Consider the following 16,907-nt stretch of genomic DNA (forward strand, 5'->3'; position numbering starts at 1 on the left):
TAAAGTGAGGAGATCGGCCTAGCGCGTTTCCTTCATGAACAGGGCGGTCGCGGCGGAGAGCAGGCAGCCTGCCAGCAGATAAATCGCCACGCTGTGCCAGTTCCCGCCGGAGAAGGTCACCAGCGCGGCGGCGATAAACGGCGTAAACCCGCCGCCGACCACGCTCGCCACCTGATATCCCACGCCCGCGCCGCTGTAGCGGTAGCTGGCGCCGAACAGCTCGGTAAACATCGGCTGCTGCACGCACACCACCATATCGTGGGCGATGTTGGCGAGCATGATGGCGAAGAAGACGATCCAGAACACCGACTGCGCCTCCAGCGCCATAAAGAACGGCCAGGCGCTGAGCGTGCCGATAAGCGCGCCCGTGATGTAAACCCGGCGGCGGCCAAACCGGTCTGCGAGCCAGGCGAAGCAGGGGATGGTCAGGCAGCTGATCCCGCCCACCACCAGGCCAATGTTCAGAAACAGCTCACGCGGCAGGCCGAGGTTCTGGGTGGAGTAGTTCAGGGCGAAGGCGGTGACGATATACATGGTCAGCAGTTCGCACAGGCGCAGGGCGATGATTTTCAGAAAAGCGCCAGGGTGCTGCACCAGCGCTTCCATCACCGGCAGCCTTTTTTTCGCGACCGGTTTTTCGCGCTGCTGCTGCTCAAACTCAGCCGACTCTTCCATGCCGTTTCGGATCCACAGGGCCGCGATGACCAGCACAATGCTGAAGATAAACGGAATGCGCCAGCCCCAGCTCAGGAACTGCTCGTCTGTCGTGAGCTGGCTAATGAGCGACACCAGCCCGGTGGAAAGCAGTAGCCCCACGCCATAACCCACCTGCACGCCGCTGCTGTAAAACGCCTTCCTGTGCTTCGGCGCGCTTTCCACGGACAGCAATGCCGCGCCGCCCCATTCACCGCCGACGGCAAAGCCCTGAATGGCGCGCAATGTCACCAGCAACACCGGGGCCCACCAGCCAATCGACGCAAAGGAAGGCAAAATACCGATAAGCGCGGTGGCAATGCCCATCATCCAGACGGTGAGCATCAGCATCCGTTTCCGGCCAAGGCGGTCACCGAAGTGGCCGAAAATAATTCCGCCCAGCGGACGAAACAGAAAACCGACGCCAAAGGTGGCAAACGCGGCGAGCGTGCCCATGGCGGGGCTAATCTGGGGGAAAAATTCGCGGTTAAATACCAGCGCAGCGGTAATACCGTAGAGCAGAAAGTCATACCAGTCGACGACGGCGCCTGCGAAGCTACCTAAAGCGGCGCGGCGGGCGCGGTTCAGCGAAGGCGTCTCCTCGCTGCGGCGAGCGGAGATGAGGGTGGAGTCCATAGTTGTCCTGTCTGTACTGATTTTTAATTATTGGTATAAGAAAAGGTCACTCACATTGCGGCCGTCATCGTGACGGAAGGTATGAGACTACCGCGACGGGCGGCCAGAGAAAACGTTTTTATCTTTCCTGAAAGCGCTGAATAAATAAATTTCATCTTACCCGGGCCCAATATAAATCAGCCTGTTTGGCTCCGGTTAGGGCTGAATGGTTTACAGTAATAGTGATCGCTGCGTGACGTAAGCTGAGGGAATAACGATGCAACGCCTCTTTCCTGCACTCTGGGTAGTCCTGTTTTTGGTGGTTTCGCCGCTGCATGCGGAGCCGAAAGTCTATGGCGAACAGCGCATTCACCGCTGGTGGGATGCGGTCACGGACGATATTTCCCAGACCTGGGAGCAGCCGGAGCGTTACGATCTCTACCTGCCGTTTCTGAGCTGGCACGCCCGCTTCATGTATGACAAAGAGAAAACAGACAACTACAACGAAATGCCGTGGGGCGGTGGGCTGGGTGTGTCTCGTTACAACGACGAGGGCAACTGGAGCGCGCTCTTCGCCATGATGTTTAAAGATTCCCACAACGAGTGGCAGCCCGCGATGGGCTACGGCTGGGAGAAGGGCTGGTATCTGGATAACGCGAAAGATTTCCGTCTGGGGCTGGGCGCCGCGGCGGGGATCACCGCGCGCGACGACTTTGCTAACTACGTACCGCTGCCGTTTATCTTTCCCCTGTTCTCAGCCGGATACAAGCGCGTTACCGTCCAGTTCACCTATATTCCCGGCACCTACAACAACGGCAACGTGCTGTTTGCCTGGCTGCGCCTGGGCTTTTAAAGGGTAATGACCTTTTTGGCCACCGCGTTGGAGAGGATGAGCAGCGAAAACAGGACCGACGTAATAAAGGTGAGCACAATCAGGGCCAGCTTGATGCTCAGAGAGGTCACCGGAATGAGCGCCGTCAGCAGGTGAAACACCGAGTAGTGCATAATATAGACCCCGGTCATCGTTTTGCTAATGGCGGCCAGCACGGACTCTTTAAACTCCGCATTGCGGCGAAAGCGTACGCCGTTGGCCGCGATCACCAGGGCGATAATCAGAATGTAGATTTGCGATCCGGTGAGGATAAAGGCGTTTCTGTCCGCTTTAAACAGGGCAAAAAAGAAGTGCCGCTCGTAAAACCACGTGAACAGATAGATAAACGGGATGGCAATCACCGCTGCCCTGACCACGTTTTTGCGGCCGATCCACGCCGCGATGTGCGGATCGCAAAAGAGTTGTCCCGTCAGATAAAACAGCAGCCACGTCCAAAGGCGATACTGCGGCGACAGCGAAAGGACATGTACGTCAGGATAGAGCGCTGACAGCAAATCGTACCCGTAGGAGAAAAGCAGCAGGGCAGCAATCACCCCAACGAAAAGCGTTCGCCGCTGGCTGAGCCACTCCACCACCGGATGAAATGTGTAAATCACGATAAACGCGAACACGAACCAGGGCTGGATCAGATACCCGCGCTGATAGGGCTCCCACAGGTAATAAATGGTCACCCAGAACAGAAAGACGATCACCAGGCTTTTAATCTTATCAAGCTGCCAGCGGGTGCCGTGGCGGGATTGCCCATCCAGATAGCCCGCCACCACAAAAAACAGCGGCGTGGCGATGGTCGAGATAAACGTTAAAAAGCCGAGGATCCAGTGATAGTCATAATCGTACCGATCCCAGGTATTGTAGATGGTGAAGAAAGTCACCGCCGTCATACAGCCCAGCGTCTTGATGATGTTCAGCCCTGTCGCATTCATTGTTGTTCAGCTTCGTCCTTACGATGGAAACACGCGTAAATTACCGGGAGTACCAGCAGCGTCAGGATTGTAGCAAACCCAAGTCCAAACATAATCACAACGGCCATGCTCTGGAAGAACACATCCAGCAGCAGAGGAGCGAGCCCGAGCACGGTGGTAAAGGCGGTGAGCAGGATGGGGCGCAGGCGCGAGGTGGCGGCGTAAACGATCGCGCTGTGCTGATCCTGCTGCGCTTTCTGCTGTTCAATCTCCTCTACCAGCACAATGCCGTTGCGGATCAGCATCCCGCTCAGGCTCAGCAGGCCAATCAGCGCCATAAAGCCAAAGGGGATCCCGGTCAGTAAAAACCCCGGCGTCACGCCGATCAGCGCCAGCGGCACGGTCAGCCATATAGCGACGGCGTTTTTCACCGAGCTGAACATCAGCACTGTGATCACAAACATCACCAGATAACCGAGCGGCAGCGTGGTGAACAGCCCCTGCTGCGCTTCGCTGGAGTTCTCCGCGTCCCCGCCCCACTCGATGCTGTAGCCGTGGGGCAGGGGGAGCGCATCAATTTGCGGCTTCACCCGGGCGAGAATATCGCCGGAGGTTTGCTGGCTTAGCGGGTCGGGATCGGTCTGCACGGTCAGCACGCGGGAGCGGTCGCGACGCAGGATCAGCGGATCTTCCCACTCCAGCGCGAAGCCGCTGACGACGTTGCTCAGCGGGATATACTGCTGCCGGGTCTGGCTCCAGACCAGGACGTTATTCAGGTGATTGGCGTCCAGCCGCTCGCTTTCCGGCGGGCGCACCACCACGGGCAGCAGATCGCTGCCTTCACGGTACAGCCCCGCCCGGCTGCCGGAGAAATTCATCTCCAGTGCGTTATCCACGTCCTGCTTATCCACGCCAAGCTCGCGGCCCAGCGCGGTAACGTACTGCGGGCGGATCACTTTGCTGCGGTTTTGCCAGTCGTTCCTGACGCTGTCCGTGGCCGGATCGCGCGTGAGGATGTTGTCTACCTGGCTGGCGATCAGGCGCAGCCTGTCCGGGTCAGGCCCTTTAATACGCACTTCAATAGCGCTGTCGCCGGAAGGACCAAACATCACCCGTTTCGTGCTGGCGTTAACCTGCGGATAGTTCCGGGCGATGTACTCATCAACGTGGCGGGTCAGGGCAGAGATGTTACGCTGGTCATCCATCCGCACCATGATTTGCGCATAGTTGCTGTACTGGCGCTGTCCGCTGTAGGTCAAAATAAAACGCATACTTCCCTGACCGATCGTCGAGACCGTGGTTTCCACGCCTGGCTGGCCGTTGATGGTTTTCTCGATATCGCCGGTCATCTTCTCGGTCCATTTAATGTCGGTACCGTAAGGGAGCCAGAGGTCGACAAAGAAAATCGGCGTGCTGGAGGAGGGGAAGAAGTTCTGCCGCACCGAGCCAAAGCCCCAGATGGCGGCAGCCAGCAGCGCGGCCATCACCACCAGCGTTGGTGCTTTACGCCGCAACAGCGACCTGAGCAAACCCTGGTAAATGCGATAGATGCGTTTGTCGTAGGGGTCCGTTTTGTCGGCCTCTGGCGGCGCAGCGTCGTGTTTAAACAGCCACCATTTGATCAGCACCGGCGTAATGGTGAGGGCAGAGAACCAGCTCAGCATGAGCGAAATCAACAGAACCTGAAACAGCGACTTACAGTATTCGCCGGTGGAGTCCTGCGACAGCCCGACGGGCGCGAAGGCCAGGATGGCGATGACCGTCGCGCCCAGCAGCGGCAGCGCAGAACGGCGAATAATGTGGTTAATGGCGCTCAGCAGGGGTGAGCCCTGCTGCCGGGCGATCAGTACCCCTTCGACAACCACGATGGCATTGTCGACCAGCATGCTGAGGGCGATGATCAGCGCCCCCAGCGAAATGCGCTGAAGTTCAATGCCCCAAAGATACATGATCAGCAGCGTGCCCAGCACGTTGAGCGCGAGGGAAAAGGCGATAATGATCCCGCTGCGTACGCCCATAAAGATCAGCAACACACCGACGACAATCGCCAGCGCCATCAGGAAATTAATGATGAATCCGTTAACGGAATCACCGACCTCCGCCGCCTGATCGTAAAACAGGTCAATATGGATGCCTGCCGGCTTTTCGGCTGACATCTGCTCAAGCTTCGCCTCCAGCGCATGTCCCACGTCGATCACGTTTACGCCGGGGATAAAGGAGACGCCCATGGTGACGGCTTTTCTGCCGTTAGCATGGTAGATGCTGGAGGGGGAGGCATCCAGCCCGCGCGACAGGGTGGCAATATCCCGCAAGCGGGTAGCCGCCCCAGCGCCGGGCGGGGTTACGATCAGATCGGCAAGCTCGTCAATATTCTCGAATTCCCCGGTAGGATGCAGGCGAATGGACTCGGTCCCGGCGGGAATGTCTCCGGCGCTGGAGACCACGTTCAGCCTGCTTAACAGGGCAGAAAGCTGGTTCAGCGTTATCCCGCGGGCGGCCATTTTGGTCAGAGAGATGTCCACGTTAATCTGCTGGGTGATGGCACCGCCAATGGCAACTTTGCCCACGCCCGGCACAAGGACCAGCTCCCGGCGCAGCTGCTCGGCATACCGCACCAGTTCCGGATTGCTGAATTCATCGCCGGAAATGGCAAAGAAAAAGCCGAACACGTCGCCAAAATCGTCATTCACAAACGGGGCGACTACGCCCGGCGGAAACTGTCGGGCGGCATCTCCCACCCGGCGACGCAGCTCATCCCAGATCTGCGGTAGCTCATCTGAGTGGTAGCGCGAGGCAATATTGACCGTGATCTGCGACAGGCCGTTGGAGGAGATGGAGCTGACGTTGTCGAGGTAAGGGAGCTGCTGAAGCGCGTTTTCCAGCGGCAGGGTGACCTCTTCCTCAACCTGCTGCGCCGACGCGCCCGGATATTGGGCGATCACCACCGCAGTTTTGATGGTAAACGCCGGATCTTCCAGCCTGCCGATGTTCAGCAGGGCAATAATGCCGCCCACGCCCAGCAGCAGAATAGTCAGCCAGACGCGAACCGGATTACTGATAAACTGACGAGAGATATCCATTACAGTCCCCGTTCACGCGTCCAGATGCGTACCGGCTGATTGGCGTGTAGCTCGCCCACGCCTGCGACCACCACGCGTTCACCGGCCTTAAGCCCGTCGACGACGACGATGCCCTCAGCGCTAACTTGTCCCACGCTGACCTTTCGATCTTCCAGGTGCAACGTTTCGCCTTCGCCCGTTACCACCCAGACGTGCGGCTCATTGCGCGGGCGGTTATCCGGGCTAAAGACCGCCTCAACCGGCACCACCAGCGCCTCGCTGCCCACGCCCGCCGGAAGGTCGGTTAAATTGACCGTGACCGTCCCGCTGACGCCGCCCACAACGGGAAAATCATTCGGGCGGGGCATGGTTAAAATCACCTGCCAGGTCAGCGTGTTGCTGTCGCTACTGCCCGAGTGTTCTTTGTACACTGCGGTGAACTCGCGCCCGGGCAGGGCATTGATCCTCACCACCGGTCTGTACTGCGCATTGCGGATATCGAAGGTTTTAAACAGATTTTCCGGAAGGCTGAACACCACGTCCAGCAGGTCTGTACGGGTCAATGTAACGACGGGCTGGCCGGCTGACACGACCTGATGATTTCGCACATGGACGCTGGCCGCTGTCCCGCTAAAGGGGGCGACGAGCGTCATCTGGCTCAATTCTTCTCGCGCAATCTGTAGCGCAGCGTTTGCAGAATCGCGGCTGGCGCGCTGGACATCCATCTCGGCCTTCGACACGGCCTGACGTCCCGCCAGCGTCTGGAAGCGGTCAAATTGCCTTTGCGCCAGGGTTGCCGCCGTTTGCCTGTCGTTCAGACGCTGCCGGGCTTCGCGATCGTTAAGACTGGCGAGCCGTTGCCCCTGTTTGACAACGGCACCCTGGCGAATGTCCAGGGTCTCAATCTGCCCTGCACGTTTGAACGCGAGATCCGTAGCGTCGCCGGATTCGATGCGGGCGGGAAAGACGCGCTGCTGCGCGTTGCCGGCCTTCACCACCTCTGCGACTTTTACCATTTTCGGCAGGGGCGCGGCGCGATCGGGTTTAGGATCGCACGCCGTCAGCAGTAATAACACAGCGGGCAGAAGAGAGACGTAGCGCTTCACAGTATTCCCCTGATAATAATTGTTTTATTTATTTCGTCATCAATGCTGGGGTGGCGCTATTCTGCCAGGGCCGAGACGACCACATAGGTAAATAAACCGATTGCTGTGCTGGCGATAATGGCAAGCGCGATAAACAAACCAAGGCGAATCAGGCTTAAACCGTACATGCATTCCTCCATGAGGTAGAAGGTGGCGCAGGGTAAATATGAATGAACGTATTGCATGCCTGACTATGAGCATAGTCGGTGAATAAATAAATGTTAAATAACCATTATTAGTGGCGTGGCAGGCTAAGGCGAAACACGTGTGACGATAGCGTATTCGCTTTGAATAACAACCTGATATTCCTGTGCTACGTTTAATAGCATTCATCCCTTTTTTCCGAAAAGGCCTTTGCGCATATACCCCCTGGTTTGATGCGATCTCTCCTGATTCACTCACAGCTGTGTTGGTTATAAAAAGGATGCTTGATATGTATAAAACGATTCTGGTGCCGGTGGATGTTTACGAAACAGCGCTGTCAGATAAAGCGCTACAGCATGCCCAGTTCCTCGCGCAAAGCGCATCGGGTGACGTTCATCTGCTGTACGTTATGCCAAAGTTCTCGGCTGAACTGACCCGCGGTTTTATTGCAGACGCGAGAAAGATGGATGAATATATGGTTAATAATGCTAAAGAAAAACTTGCCGCGCTGGTAAAAAAAATCAACCTGCCGGAAGAAAATGTTCATCTTCACGTTCGCAGCGGGAATATACGTGATGAGGCGATCAAACTGGCGGATGAACTTAACGCCGGCGCAATTATTGTGGGGTCGCGCAATCCAAATATTCAAACCCACTTATTAGGGTCAGAGGCGGCGAGTATCGTTCGTTATGCGCATGTTCCTGTTTTCGTTATTCGTTAATGGCATGAAAGCAAGGTGATTTCTGAAAAGAACCCGAGGAAGGAACGATGATAACAGAAAAGCCTCACCGTCCGTATTATCAACAGACCGTTGATGAAACCCTGATAAATATCCAATCCAGCCTGGACGGACTTAGCAGTGCGGAAGCCACCGTCAGGCTGGACAAATATGGTGAAAATGCCTTACCGCAAAAACCGGGTAAACCCGGCTGGCTGCGCTTTCTGGCCCATTTCAACGATGTTCTCATTTACGTTCTTCTGGTGGCGGCGCTGCTGAAGCTGATAATGGGACACTGGGTGGATATGTTTGTCATTCTCGGGGTGGCCGTCATTAACGCCCTGATTGGCCATATTCAGGAGAGCAATGCGGAGAAATCGCTGCAAAGTATTCGCAATATGCTCTCCAGCGAGGCGGTGGTCATCCGGCAGGGCAGCCATGAAACCATCCCCACCACGGCGCTGGTGCCGGGAGACATCGTGGTTATACGCGCCGGAGATCGCATTCCTGCCGATCTTCGCGTGATAGAGGCGCACAACCTGCGGGTGGAAGAGGCTATCCTCACCGGCGAATCCACCGTGGTGGAGAAAAGCAGCGATGCGCTCAGCGGTGAACTGCCGTTAGGCGACCGTTACAACCTGCTGTATTCCGGCACCACGGTCAGCTCCGGCGGGGGAAAAGGGCTGGTGGTGGCGACCGGCGGCGAGACCGAGCTCGGCCATATCAACCAGATGATGTCGGACATCGAAAAACACCGTACCCCGCTGATGGTGCAAATGGACAAGCTCGGCAAGACCATTTTCATCACCATTCTGGTCATGATGCTGGCGCTGTTTGTTTTCAGCCTCATCTTCCGCGATATGCCCGTTTCAGAGCTGGTGCTGTCGCTGATTAGCCTGGCGGTGGCGGCGGTGCCGGAAGGATTACCGGCCATTATCTCGATCATCCTCTCGCTGGGCGTGCAGGCGATGGCGCGGCGCAAGGCGATTATTCGCAAGCTGCCTACCGTGGAAACCCTGGGGGCGATGACGGTTATCTGCTCGGATAAAACCGGCACCCTGACCATGAATGAGATGACGGTAAAAGCGGTGATTACCGCGGACACCACCTACCGCGTGGAGGGCGACAGCTACGAGCCGGTGGGCACTATTCACCCTGTTGACGATCCGACGCCAGTCAGCGTGACCCAGGGATCTGTGCTGGAGCGCTATCTGCGCACCGTCGATCTCTGTAATGACAGCCAGCTGATCAAAGATGAGCAGGGGTTATGGAAAATCACCGGCGGCCCCACCGAAGGCGCGCTGAAGGTGTTGGCGGCCAAAATTCCGCTGCCAGCAGTTGATGCCGAGTTGCGCAGTAAAATCCCATTCGATTCGCAGTACAAATACATGTCCACCCTGTATCGTCTGGGCGACGAAGAGGTGATGTTAATTACCGGTGCGCCGGACGTCCTTTTCCGTCTTTGTCAGCACCAGCAGACCCATAGCGGGCTCGAGCCGTTCAACCTGCACTACTGGGAAGAGAAGATTGAAGAGTATGCGCGCGAAGGGTTGCGCATGGTGGCTGCGGCCTGGAAGCCGGCCGCCAGCGGCCAGCGGGAGCTGACCCATGCCGATCTGCAAGAGGGCGTTATTCTGCTCGGCATTGCGGGCATGATGGATCCCCCGCGCCCGGAAGCCATTACGGCCATCGCCGACTGCCTACAGGCGGGCATTCGCGTGAAAATGATCACCGGGGATCATCCGCAAACGGCGATGAGCATCGGGCAGATGCTGGGTATTGGCAATGCGGCGAGCGCCATCACCGGACGCGAGCTGGAGGCGATGGACGACCATCAGTTGAGCGAGGCGGCGCAAAAATACGATATCTTTGCCCGAACCAGCCCGGAAGATAAATTCCGCCTGGTGCAGGCGCTGCAAAGTAAACAGGAAGTGGTCGGGATGACCGGGGACGGGGTGAACGATGCGCCGGCGCTGAAGCGGGCAGACGTCGGCATCGCGATGGGGATCAAAGGTACTGAAGTCACCAAAGAAGCCGCCGACATGGTATTAACGGACGATAACTTTGCCACCATTGCCCGGGCGGTCCATGAAGGGCGTCGGGTCTACGACAACCTGAAAAAGACCATTCTGTTCGTGATCCCCAGCAACATCGCCCAGGCTCTGCTGATCATTATCGCCCTGCTGGCGGGGAACCTGATCCCGCTAACACCGGTACTGATCCTGTGGATGAACATGGCAACCTCGGCAACGCTGTCGTTTGGCCTGGCGTTTGAAGCGGGTGAGAAGGACATCATGAACCGGCCGCCGCGTAAGTCTAACCTGCACGTGATGGACGGTTACGCCATCTGGCGCGTGGTGTTTGTCGGCCTGATGATCGCCATCAGCGCCTTTGTGCTGGAGGCCTGGCTACAACCGCGCGGCTACTCGCCGGAGTTCATCCGCACCGTGTTGCTGCAAATGCTGGTGACTGCCCAGTGGTTTTACATGCTCAACTGCCGCGTCACCGACGGCTTCTCCCTGAGTAAAGGTCTGCTGGCTAACAAGGGGATATGGATTGTGAGCGGCGTACTGCTGGCGCTTCAGCTTCTGATCGTCTATGCGCCGTTCATGCAAATGCTGTTCGGTACCGAGGCGCTGCCGTTCCGCTACTGGATCATTACTTTCCTGGTCGGGTTTGCGATGTTCATGATCGTTGAAGCGGAAAAAGTCCTTACCCGGAGATGGCGCACGACGAAAAAGTGATTGCGTGAGTATGATAAGCCTGCCCACCGGCAGGCTTTCTCTTTTGGATGAGTACAGAACACTATGATTCGATTTGCCGCGTTCGTTTTTACGCTTTGTATGCTGGTTCCCGCTGCATCTGCTGTCACCTACCCGCTGCCTCCCGAGGGGAGCCGCCTGGTGGGAGCGCCGATAACCGTCACCGTACCTGAAGGCAATACCCTGCCGCTCGAAGCGTTTGCAGCGCAGCACGGGCAGGGGTTGAGCAATATGCTGGAAGCTAACCCGGGGGTAGATCCGTTTTTACCGCGTGCCGGTACACAGCTGGTGGTGCCGCAGCAGTTAATTTTGCCGCCAACGGTGCGCGAGGGGATTGTGGTGAACGTCGCGGAAATGCGTCTTTACTATTATCCACCCGGCAGCAATACGGTTGAGGTCTTGCCTATTGGCATTGGTCAGGCCGGGCGCGAGACGCCGCGTAACTGGGTAACCGCCGTTGAGCGCAAGCAGGAAGGCCCAACCTGGTCACCGACGCCCAACACGCGGCGCGCTTACGCGAAAGAGGGGAAAACGTTGCCCGCGTTCGTTCCCGCCGGGCCGGATAACCCGATGGGGCTGTATGCTCTCTATATCGGCAGGCTGTACGCTATTCACGGTACCAACTCGAATTTCGGCATCGGCCTGCGTGTCAGCCAGGGCTGCATTCGCCTGCGTAATAACGATATCAAATACCTGTTCGATAACGTTTCGGTGGGGACGCGGGTACAGCTTATCGATCAGCCCGTAAAAGTGACCACCGAGCCGGACGGCAGCCGCTGGGTTGAGGTCCACGAGCCACTTTCACGCAATCGGGCTGAATTTGAATCGACCAACAAGGTGCCGCTGCCGATTACGGCTGCACTGCGGTCGCAGCTCGTGAGCGAGGGTGCAGCCGCTGAGCTGGAACGGCGGTCGGGGATGCCGGTGAAGCTTGCTATGCCCGGTGGCGCTGCGCTTACCGGGCCTACAAGACCGTAGGTCGGGTAAGGCGCAGCCGCCACCCGACAAACTTACCGAACGCAGAAAAGCAAAAAGCCTGCTTTAAAAGCAGGCTTTTCAAATTTGGCTCCTCTGACTGGACTCGAACCAGTGACATACGGATTAACAGTCCGCCGTTCTACCGACTGAACTACAGAGGAATCGTGTGAACGGGGCGCATATTATCGACCTGCGTACGCCTTGTCAAAGGATGGATCGCTGACTTTTAACTGTTTGCTGACAAAACCAGCAAAGTGACGTTTTTGCCAACGGAATGCACCATTTTTGTGCAGACATACCCCGAATGGGGCAGATCGGAAACCACTGTCCCGGACTCAAAACTGGCATTAGCGATTGGCTTTCCTTATTTTCAGCCGCTTAACGCAGATATTCTCCCGCCGCCAAAAACTGGCATCCATATTGCAAAACCTGTTTAACAACACAGCCGTTACCGGCACGCTATTTTCGAACAGGGGGCAACATGAACTTAAGACGACTGAAATACTTCGTAAAAATCGTCGATATCGGCAGCCTGACCCAGGCGGCTGAAGTGCTGCATATCGCGCAGCCTGCGCTGAGCCAGCAGGTCGCGACTCTGGAAGGCGAAATGGACCAGCAACTGTTGATCCGCACCAAGCGCGGCGTAACGCCTACCGAAGCGGGAAAAATTTTATACACCCACGCCCGGACGATCCTGCGTCAGTGCGAACAGGCGCAGCTGGCCGTTCATAATGTGGGGCAGACCCTGAGCGGGCATGTCTCCATCGGCCTGGCGCCGGGAACGGCCGCATCGTCTGTCACCATGCCGCTGCTTCAGGCGGTACGCGCTGAGCTACCGGAAGTGCTGGTTTATCTGCATGAGAACAGCGGTTCCGTGCTCAATGACAAACTGCTCAACGGTCAGCTGGACATGGCCGTGCTGTACGACCGCTCACCGGTTGCCGGGATCACCAGCCAGCCGCTGCTGAAGGAAGATCTTTATCTGGTCGGGACCCATGATTGCCCGGGGCAGAGCATTGATTTAACCGCCGTGGCGGAGATGAATCTGTTCCTGCCGCGCGACTACAGCGCCGTGCGTGTGCGCGTCGACGAAGCGTTCTCGCTGCGCCGTCTGACGGCGAAAATTATCGGAGAGATTGACTCCATCTCCACGCTGACTGCCGCCATTGCCAGTGGTATGGGGGTGACGGTACTGCCCGAGTCTGCCGCACGTTCACTGTGCAGCGCGGCGAACGGCTGGATGGCCCGCATCACTACGCCATCCATGAGCTTACCGCTCTCTTTGAATATGTCCGCGCGCGGCTCACTGACACCGCAGGCGCAGGCGGTGAAAGAGATCCTGATGTCTCTGGTCAGCAAGCCGTCGCTGGAAAACCGCGAGCTGCAACTGGTCAGCTGATATTCCAAATAAGCATAAGATGCTGGTTTTTATTATTTGTTCTACAGCCCGGCTGACTCTAACAATAGCCTTATGTCAGATGCGCCGGAGTGAATCGTGAATTTCCAGCAACTTAAAATTATTCGTGAGGCGGCCAGGCGGGATTACAACCTGACCGAAGTCGCCAACATGCTCTACACCTCCCAGTCGGGCGTCAGCCGGCATATCCGCGAGCTGGAGGAGGAGTTAGGCATTGAGATTTTTATCCGTCGTGGCAAGCGCCTGCTGGGCATGACGGAACCAGGCAAGGCATTGCTGACCATCGCTGAGCGTATTCTCAACGAGGCCAGCAACGTTCGCCGGCTGGCGGATCTCTTTACCAACGACGCTTCGGGGGTGCTGACCATCGCCACCACCCATACGCAGGCGCGCTACAGCCTTCCGACGGTGATCAAAGCCTTTCGTGAAATCTTTCCTGACGTACGGCTCGAACTCATCCAGGGCACGCCGCAGGAAATCGAAGTGCTGCTGCATAACGGTGGGGCAGATATCGGTATCGCCAGCGAGCGGCTGAGCAACGACCCGCTGCTGGTGGCATTCCCGTGGTTCCGCTGGCATCACAGCCTGCTGTTACCCGCCGATCACCCCCTGAACCAGGTTTCACCACTGACGCTGGAAGAGATCGCCAAATGGCCGCTGATTACCTACCGGCAGGGCATTACCGGACGCTCGCGCATTGATGAAGCGTTCAAGCGTAAAGGGCTCACGCCGGACGTGGTGCTGAGCGCACAGGATTCAGACGTGATCAAAACCTACGTCGAGCTAGGGCTGGGGATTGGCCTGGTGGCCGAGCAGTCTGGCGCAGAGCGTGAAGCCGATAATCTGGTGCGTCTCGATACGCGTCACCTGTTCGACGCGAATACCGTCTGGCTGGGGCTGAAACGCGGGCAACTTCAGCGCAACTACGTGTGGCGATTTATCGAGCTCTGCAATGCGGGGCTCTCCGTGGATGAGATCAAACGTCAGGTGATGGAGCCGGAAGAAGTGGCGATTGATTATCAGATTTAGTCGCTAATCAGCAGGCCGGGTAAGGCGCAGCCGCCACCCGGCAAATTTACCGAACCCACAAAAGCAAAAAGCCTGCTATGAAAGCAGGCTTTTCAAATTTGGCTCCTCTGACTGGACTCGAACCAGTGACATACGGATTAACAGTCCGCCGTTCTACCGACTGAACTACAGAGGAATCGTGTGAACGAGGCGAATATTATCGGCCTGCGTGCGCCTTGTCAAAGGGGAAAACGACGTTTTTGTTCGTTTGCCGAGAATTTCAGCAAACCGATGATTTAATAGCAAATTTGCTTTCAAATTGCACAGCGAATTGCGCCGCCCGCTGGCAGGCGGCGCGAAGGATCAGAACAGAACGGAGTAGTTCAGACCAAACGTACGTCCACGGCCTTTGTAAGTATACAGACCCGGTGCGCCGTAGGTTGGGCTATACAGCCCCGGTGCGCGCTGGCCCCAGGCGGTGGTGTAGTCTTTGTCCAGCAGGTTTTCCACGCTGAAGCTGACTTTCCCCACAGGCAGGGCGTAGCTGCCGAGGAAATCAATGGTGTTATAGCCATCGATCTTCTTACCGTCGGCATCCGACACGTCGAAGGTTTGAGTGCTCTGCACGCGCAGGGCCCAGTCGCCCGGCGCCCAGTTGACCCATGCGCTGGCTTTCGACGGGCTGGCGCTGTCGACCGTCAGCTTCTCCCATTTCCCGTTTTCACGCGTTTCGGACTTGATGGCGTTAAAGTTCGCCCCGGTGCTCCAGTCGCTGTCGGTGAAGAAATAGTCCACCTGGCCTTCAACCCCGTAGATACGACGTTTGTCGTCTTCCAGGTTGATGGTCATGTCGCTCTTGTTGATGGTGATGGTTTTATCCGAGAGCGAGTAGTAGGCCGCCACCTGCGTACGCAGGTTATCGCCGGTGAAGCGCCAGCCCAGCTCGTAGGCGTTGACCTTAATCCCGTCCAGCGTCGAGTCGTTCACGTTCACGCTGTTTTGCAGACGATAGTGACCATCCACCAGCTGATAGGTGCCGGAACCGTAGTACTTCGCCAGATCCGGGATCTCAAAGCCCTGAGAGAAGTTAAACCACAGCTGCTGCTGTTCGGTCAGACGTCCAAGGATCCCGGCGTTAAACAGGAAGTTGTTGTAATCGGTTTTTCCGCCCGGCACCGCGTCTGCTGAGGTCGCTTTGCCCGTGGCAATAGCCTGCTGCTGGGCGTAACCGACAAAATCATCCACCTTGTTTTCGGTGTACTGGTAGCGCACGCCGCCGCTCAGGGTGATGGCGTCAATGTCATAGCTGGCTTGCAGGAACGGCGCGAGGTTAGTGATGCTGTAACCCGGATAACGGCCCACGTTGTAGGCGTTGTCCAGCTCCATGCCGCCGCTCGCCGCCGCTTTGCTTAAGTCGAAGAACTGCTGGTTGGCGTCGAACGTTTCATGGTCGGCATCCACGCCCCAGGTAAGCGTCAGGTCATCCATCGGCTTGCTGTTCAGCGTCAGCTTGCCGCCATAAAAATCGGTTTTCTGCTGGGATGCGCCAATGCTGGTTACCGCGCCTTTGCTCAGCGTCGGGAACGGGTAGTAGGTCAGGCTCTCATCACGGTAGTAAATCTGCGCAACCAGATCCTGGCCCCAGAAGTCGGTGTTCGAGTATTGCAGGTTAATCAGGTGACGCTCTGTGCCCGGGATACGGTCAGAGTTCAGGTTGTCTTTGTTATAGGCTTTGGCATCGCCCGTGACCGCAGCAAAATTCTCCCCGAGGAACAGGCCATGTTTCCCGTCGGATTCGCTCTTGTAATACTGCGTGGTTAACTGGAGCTGCTGATGATCGTCGATGTTGATGGTGCCTGTTCCCATCACGTCGATACGGTCGGAATACTGCAAGCCGGTCTGGGTGTTATCGATAATCACTTCGTCGCCGTTGCCGTCATACCAGCCGCCGTAGCGCTGATACGAGACCGACAGACGGCCAGACGCGTTATCGTTGCCGCCGCTCACGGCAGCGGAGACGTTCTCATCATGGTCGTTATGGCTGTTAAATCCGCTTTTTGCTCCGGTCTGGAACTCGACTTCGGTCTCCGGCTGGCCTTTTTTGGTGACGATGTTCACCAGCCCGCCGGTACTGCCGCCGCCGTAGAGCGAGGTGGCGCCGGAGATCACTTCGATGCGGTCAATGTTGAACGGATCGATAGAGTCGAGCTGGCGGCTGTCGCTGCGGGAAGAGTTCAGGCGCACGCCGTCCACCATCACCATCATGGAGCGACCGCGCAGGTTCATGCCGTAGTTGGTACGCCCCTGGCTGCTGACGTCCATGCCGGGGATCAGCTGGGCCAGCACGTCTTTAATCTCTTTCCCGCCCTGGACCTGCTGCTCAATTTCCGCCCGCTCAATAACCCAGGTGGTCTGCGCCATCTCTGCCACGCTGCGGTGGGCACGGCTGGCGGAGACCACAATATCTTCTTCCTTTTGTTCTTCCGCCCACGCAGAGGTAGAAAGCATGGCAAGCAGGCACGGATTTAAAACCCAAAGATGAGAACGTTTCATTGTTATGTTGATCCTGAATGT

The 16,907-nt window shown here is 57.1% G+C and carries 11 protein-coding genes and 2 tRNA genes; 6 read left to right on the plus strand and 7 right to left on the minus strand.

The features are described from left to right. Positions 1-18: 18 nt before the first annotated feature. Positions 19-1,329, minus strand: a complete 1,311-nt coding sequence (shiA, locus tag IM300_RS20035; RefSeq protein WP_063868376.1) for a shikimate transporter — start codon at positions 1,327-1,329, stop codon at positions 19-21. A 256-nt stretch (positions 1,330-1,585) separates the two neighbouring features. On the opposite strand from shiA, the gene pagP reads away from it, so the two are divergent. Then, positions 1,586-2,161, plus strand: coding sequence for a lipid IV(A) palmitoyltransferase PagP (gene pagP / locus IM300_RS20040; protein ID WP_131638281.1), 576 nt, complete (start codon positions 1,586-1,588; stop codon positions 2,159-2,161). Here the strand turns inward: pagP and IM300_RS20045 are convergent. The 3 genes from IM300_RS20045 to IM300_RS20055 are packed head-to-tail and all read right to left on the minus strand — an operon-like array spanning position 2,158 to position 7,267. Next, positions 2,158-3,123, minus strand: coding sequence for an acyltransferase (locus tag IM300_RS20045; RefSeq protein WP_063868378.1), 966 nt, complete (start codon positions 3,121-3,123; stop codon positions 2,158-2,160). The two genes, pagP and IM300_RS20045, sit on opposite strands and share 4 nt — an antisense overlap. Beyond that, on the minus strand, positions 3,120-6,182 hold the full coding sequence (locus IM300_RS20050) for an efflux RND transporter permease subunit (RefSeq protein ID WP_193038007.1): 3,063 nt from the start codon (positions 6,180-6,182) through the stop codon (positions 3,120-3,122). The genes IM300_RS20045 and IM300_RS20050 overlap by 4 nt, the downstream gene beginning before the upstream one ends. Beyond that, entirely contained in the window at positions 6,182-7,267 is a 1,086-nt protein-coding gene (locus IM300_RS20055; RefSeq protein WP_193038009.1) for an efflux RND transporter periplasmic adaptor subunit, read from the minus strand. Before IM300_RS20055 ends, IM300_RS20050 begins: the two co-directional genes overlap by 1 nt. 472 nt (positions 7,268-7,739) lie before the next feature. Here IM300_RS20055 and IM300_RS20060 point away from each other — a divergent pair, with 472 nt between their 5' ends. From IM300_RS20060 to ldtA, 3 genes are all read left to right on the plus strand, one after another. After that, positions 7,740-8,171, plus strand: coding sequence for a universal stress protein (locus IM300_RS20060; protein WP_063868381.1), 432 nt, complete (start codon positions 7,740-7,742; stop codon positions 8,169-8,171). A gap of 47 nt (positions 8,172-8,218) precedes the next feature. Continuing rightward, positions 8,219-10,912, plus strand: a complete 2,694-nt coding sequence (locus IM300_RS20065; protein WP_193038011.1) for a cation-transporting P-type ATPase — start codon at positions 8,219-8,221, stop codon at positions 10,910-10,912. Between the two features lie 63 nt (positions 10,913-10,975). Further along, complete coding sequence (gene ldtA / locus IM300_RS20070; RefSeq protein WP_193038013.1) at positions 10,976-11,908, plus strand: L,D-transpeptidase; 933 nt, start codon at positions 10,976-10,978, stop codon at positions 11,906-11,908. 85 nt (positions 11,909-11,993) lie between these two features. Here ldtA and IM300_RS20075 read toward each other — a convergent pair. Next, positions 11,994-12,069: transfer RNA gene (locus tag IM300_RS20075), tRNA-Asn, on the minus strand. A 320-nt stretch (positions 12,070-12,389) separates the two neighbouring features. On the opposite strand from IM300_RS20075, the gene nac reads away from it, so the two are divergent. Then, positions 12,390-13,307: a nitrogen assimilation transcriptional regulator NAC gene (gene nac / locus IM300_RS20080; protein ID WP_193038015.1), complete on the plus strand. Its 918-nt coding sequence runs from the start codon at positions 12,390-12,392 to the stop codon at positions 13,305-13,307. A gap of 96 nt (positions 13,308-13,403) precedes the next feature. Continuing rightward, a complete protein-coding gene (gene cbl / locus IM300_RS20085) occupies positions 13,404-14,354 on the plus strand; it encodes an HTH-type transcriptional regulator Cbl (protein ID WP_063868384.1) in 951 nt (316 codons plus the stop codon). 99 nt (positions 14,355-14,453) lie between these two features. Here the strand turns inward: cbl and IM300_RS20090 are convergent. Next, positions 14,454-14,529: transfer RNA gene (locus IM300_RS20090), tRNA-Asn, on the minus strand. 167 nt (positions 14,530-14,696) lie between these two features. Continuing rightward, positions 14,697-16,886: a TonB-dependent siderophore receptor gene (locus IM300_RS20095; protein ID WP_063868385.1), complete on the minus strand. Its 2,190-nt coding sequence runs from the start codon at positions 16,884-16,886 to the stop codon at positions 14,697-14,699. Between the last annotated feature and the right edge of the window lie 21 nt (positions 16,887-16,907).

It is taken from the genome of Enterobacter cloacae complex sp. I2 (genome assembly GCF_014896205.1).
Taxonomy (GTDB): Bacteria; Pseudomonadota; Gammaproteobacteria; order Enterobacterales; family Enterobacteriaceae; genus Enterobacter; species Enterobacter quasihormaechei.

What these genes read in the sequence shown, in the direction of transcription:
- shiA (WP_063868376.1), bottom strand. Translation starts at nt 1,329, where the DNA reads ATGGACTCCACCCTCATCTCCGCTCGCCGCAGCGAGGAGACGCCTTCG.
- pagP (WP_131638281.1), top strand. Translation starts at nt 1,586, where the DNA reads ATGCAACGCCTCTTTCCTGCACTCTGGGTAGTCCTGTTTTTGGTGGTT.
- IM300_RS20045 (WP_063868378.1), bottom strand. Translation starts at nt 3,123, where the DNA reads ATGAATGCGACAGGGCTGAACATCATCAAGACGCTGGGCTGTATGACG.
- IM300_RS20050 (WP_193038007.1), bottom strand. Translation starts at nt 6,182, where the DNA reads ATGGATATCTCTCGTCAGTTTATCAGTAATCCGGTTCGCGTCTGGCTG.
- IM300_RS20060 (WP_063868381.1), top strand. Translation starts at nt 7,740, where the DNA reads ATGTATAAAACGATTCTGGTGCCGGTGGATGTTTACGAAACAGCGCTG.
- IM300_RS20065 (WP_193038011.1), top strand. Translation starts at nt 8,219, where the DNA reads ATGATAACAGAAAAGCCTCACCGTCCGTATTATCAACAGACCGTTGAT.
- ldtA (WP_193038013.1), top strand. Translation starts at nt 10,976, where the DNA reads ATGATTCGATTTGCCGCGTTCGTTTTTACGCTTTGTATGCTGGTTCCC.
- nac (WP_193038015.1), top strand. Translation starts at nt 12,390, where the DNA reads ATGAACTTAAGACGACTGAAATACTTCGTAAAAATCGTCGATATCGGC.
- IM300_RS20095 (WP_063868385.1), bottom strand. Translation starts at nt 16,886, where the DNA reads ATGAAACGTTCTCATCTTTGGGTTTTAAATCCGTGCCTGCTTGCCATG.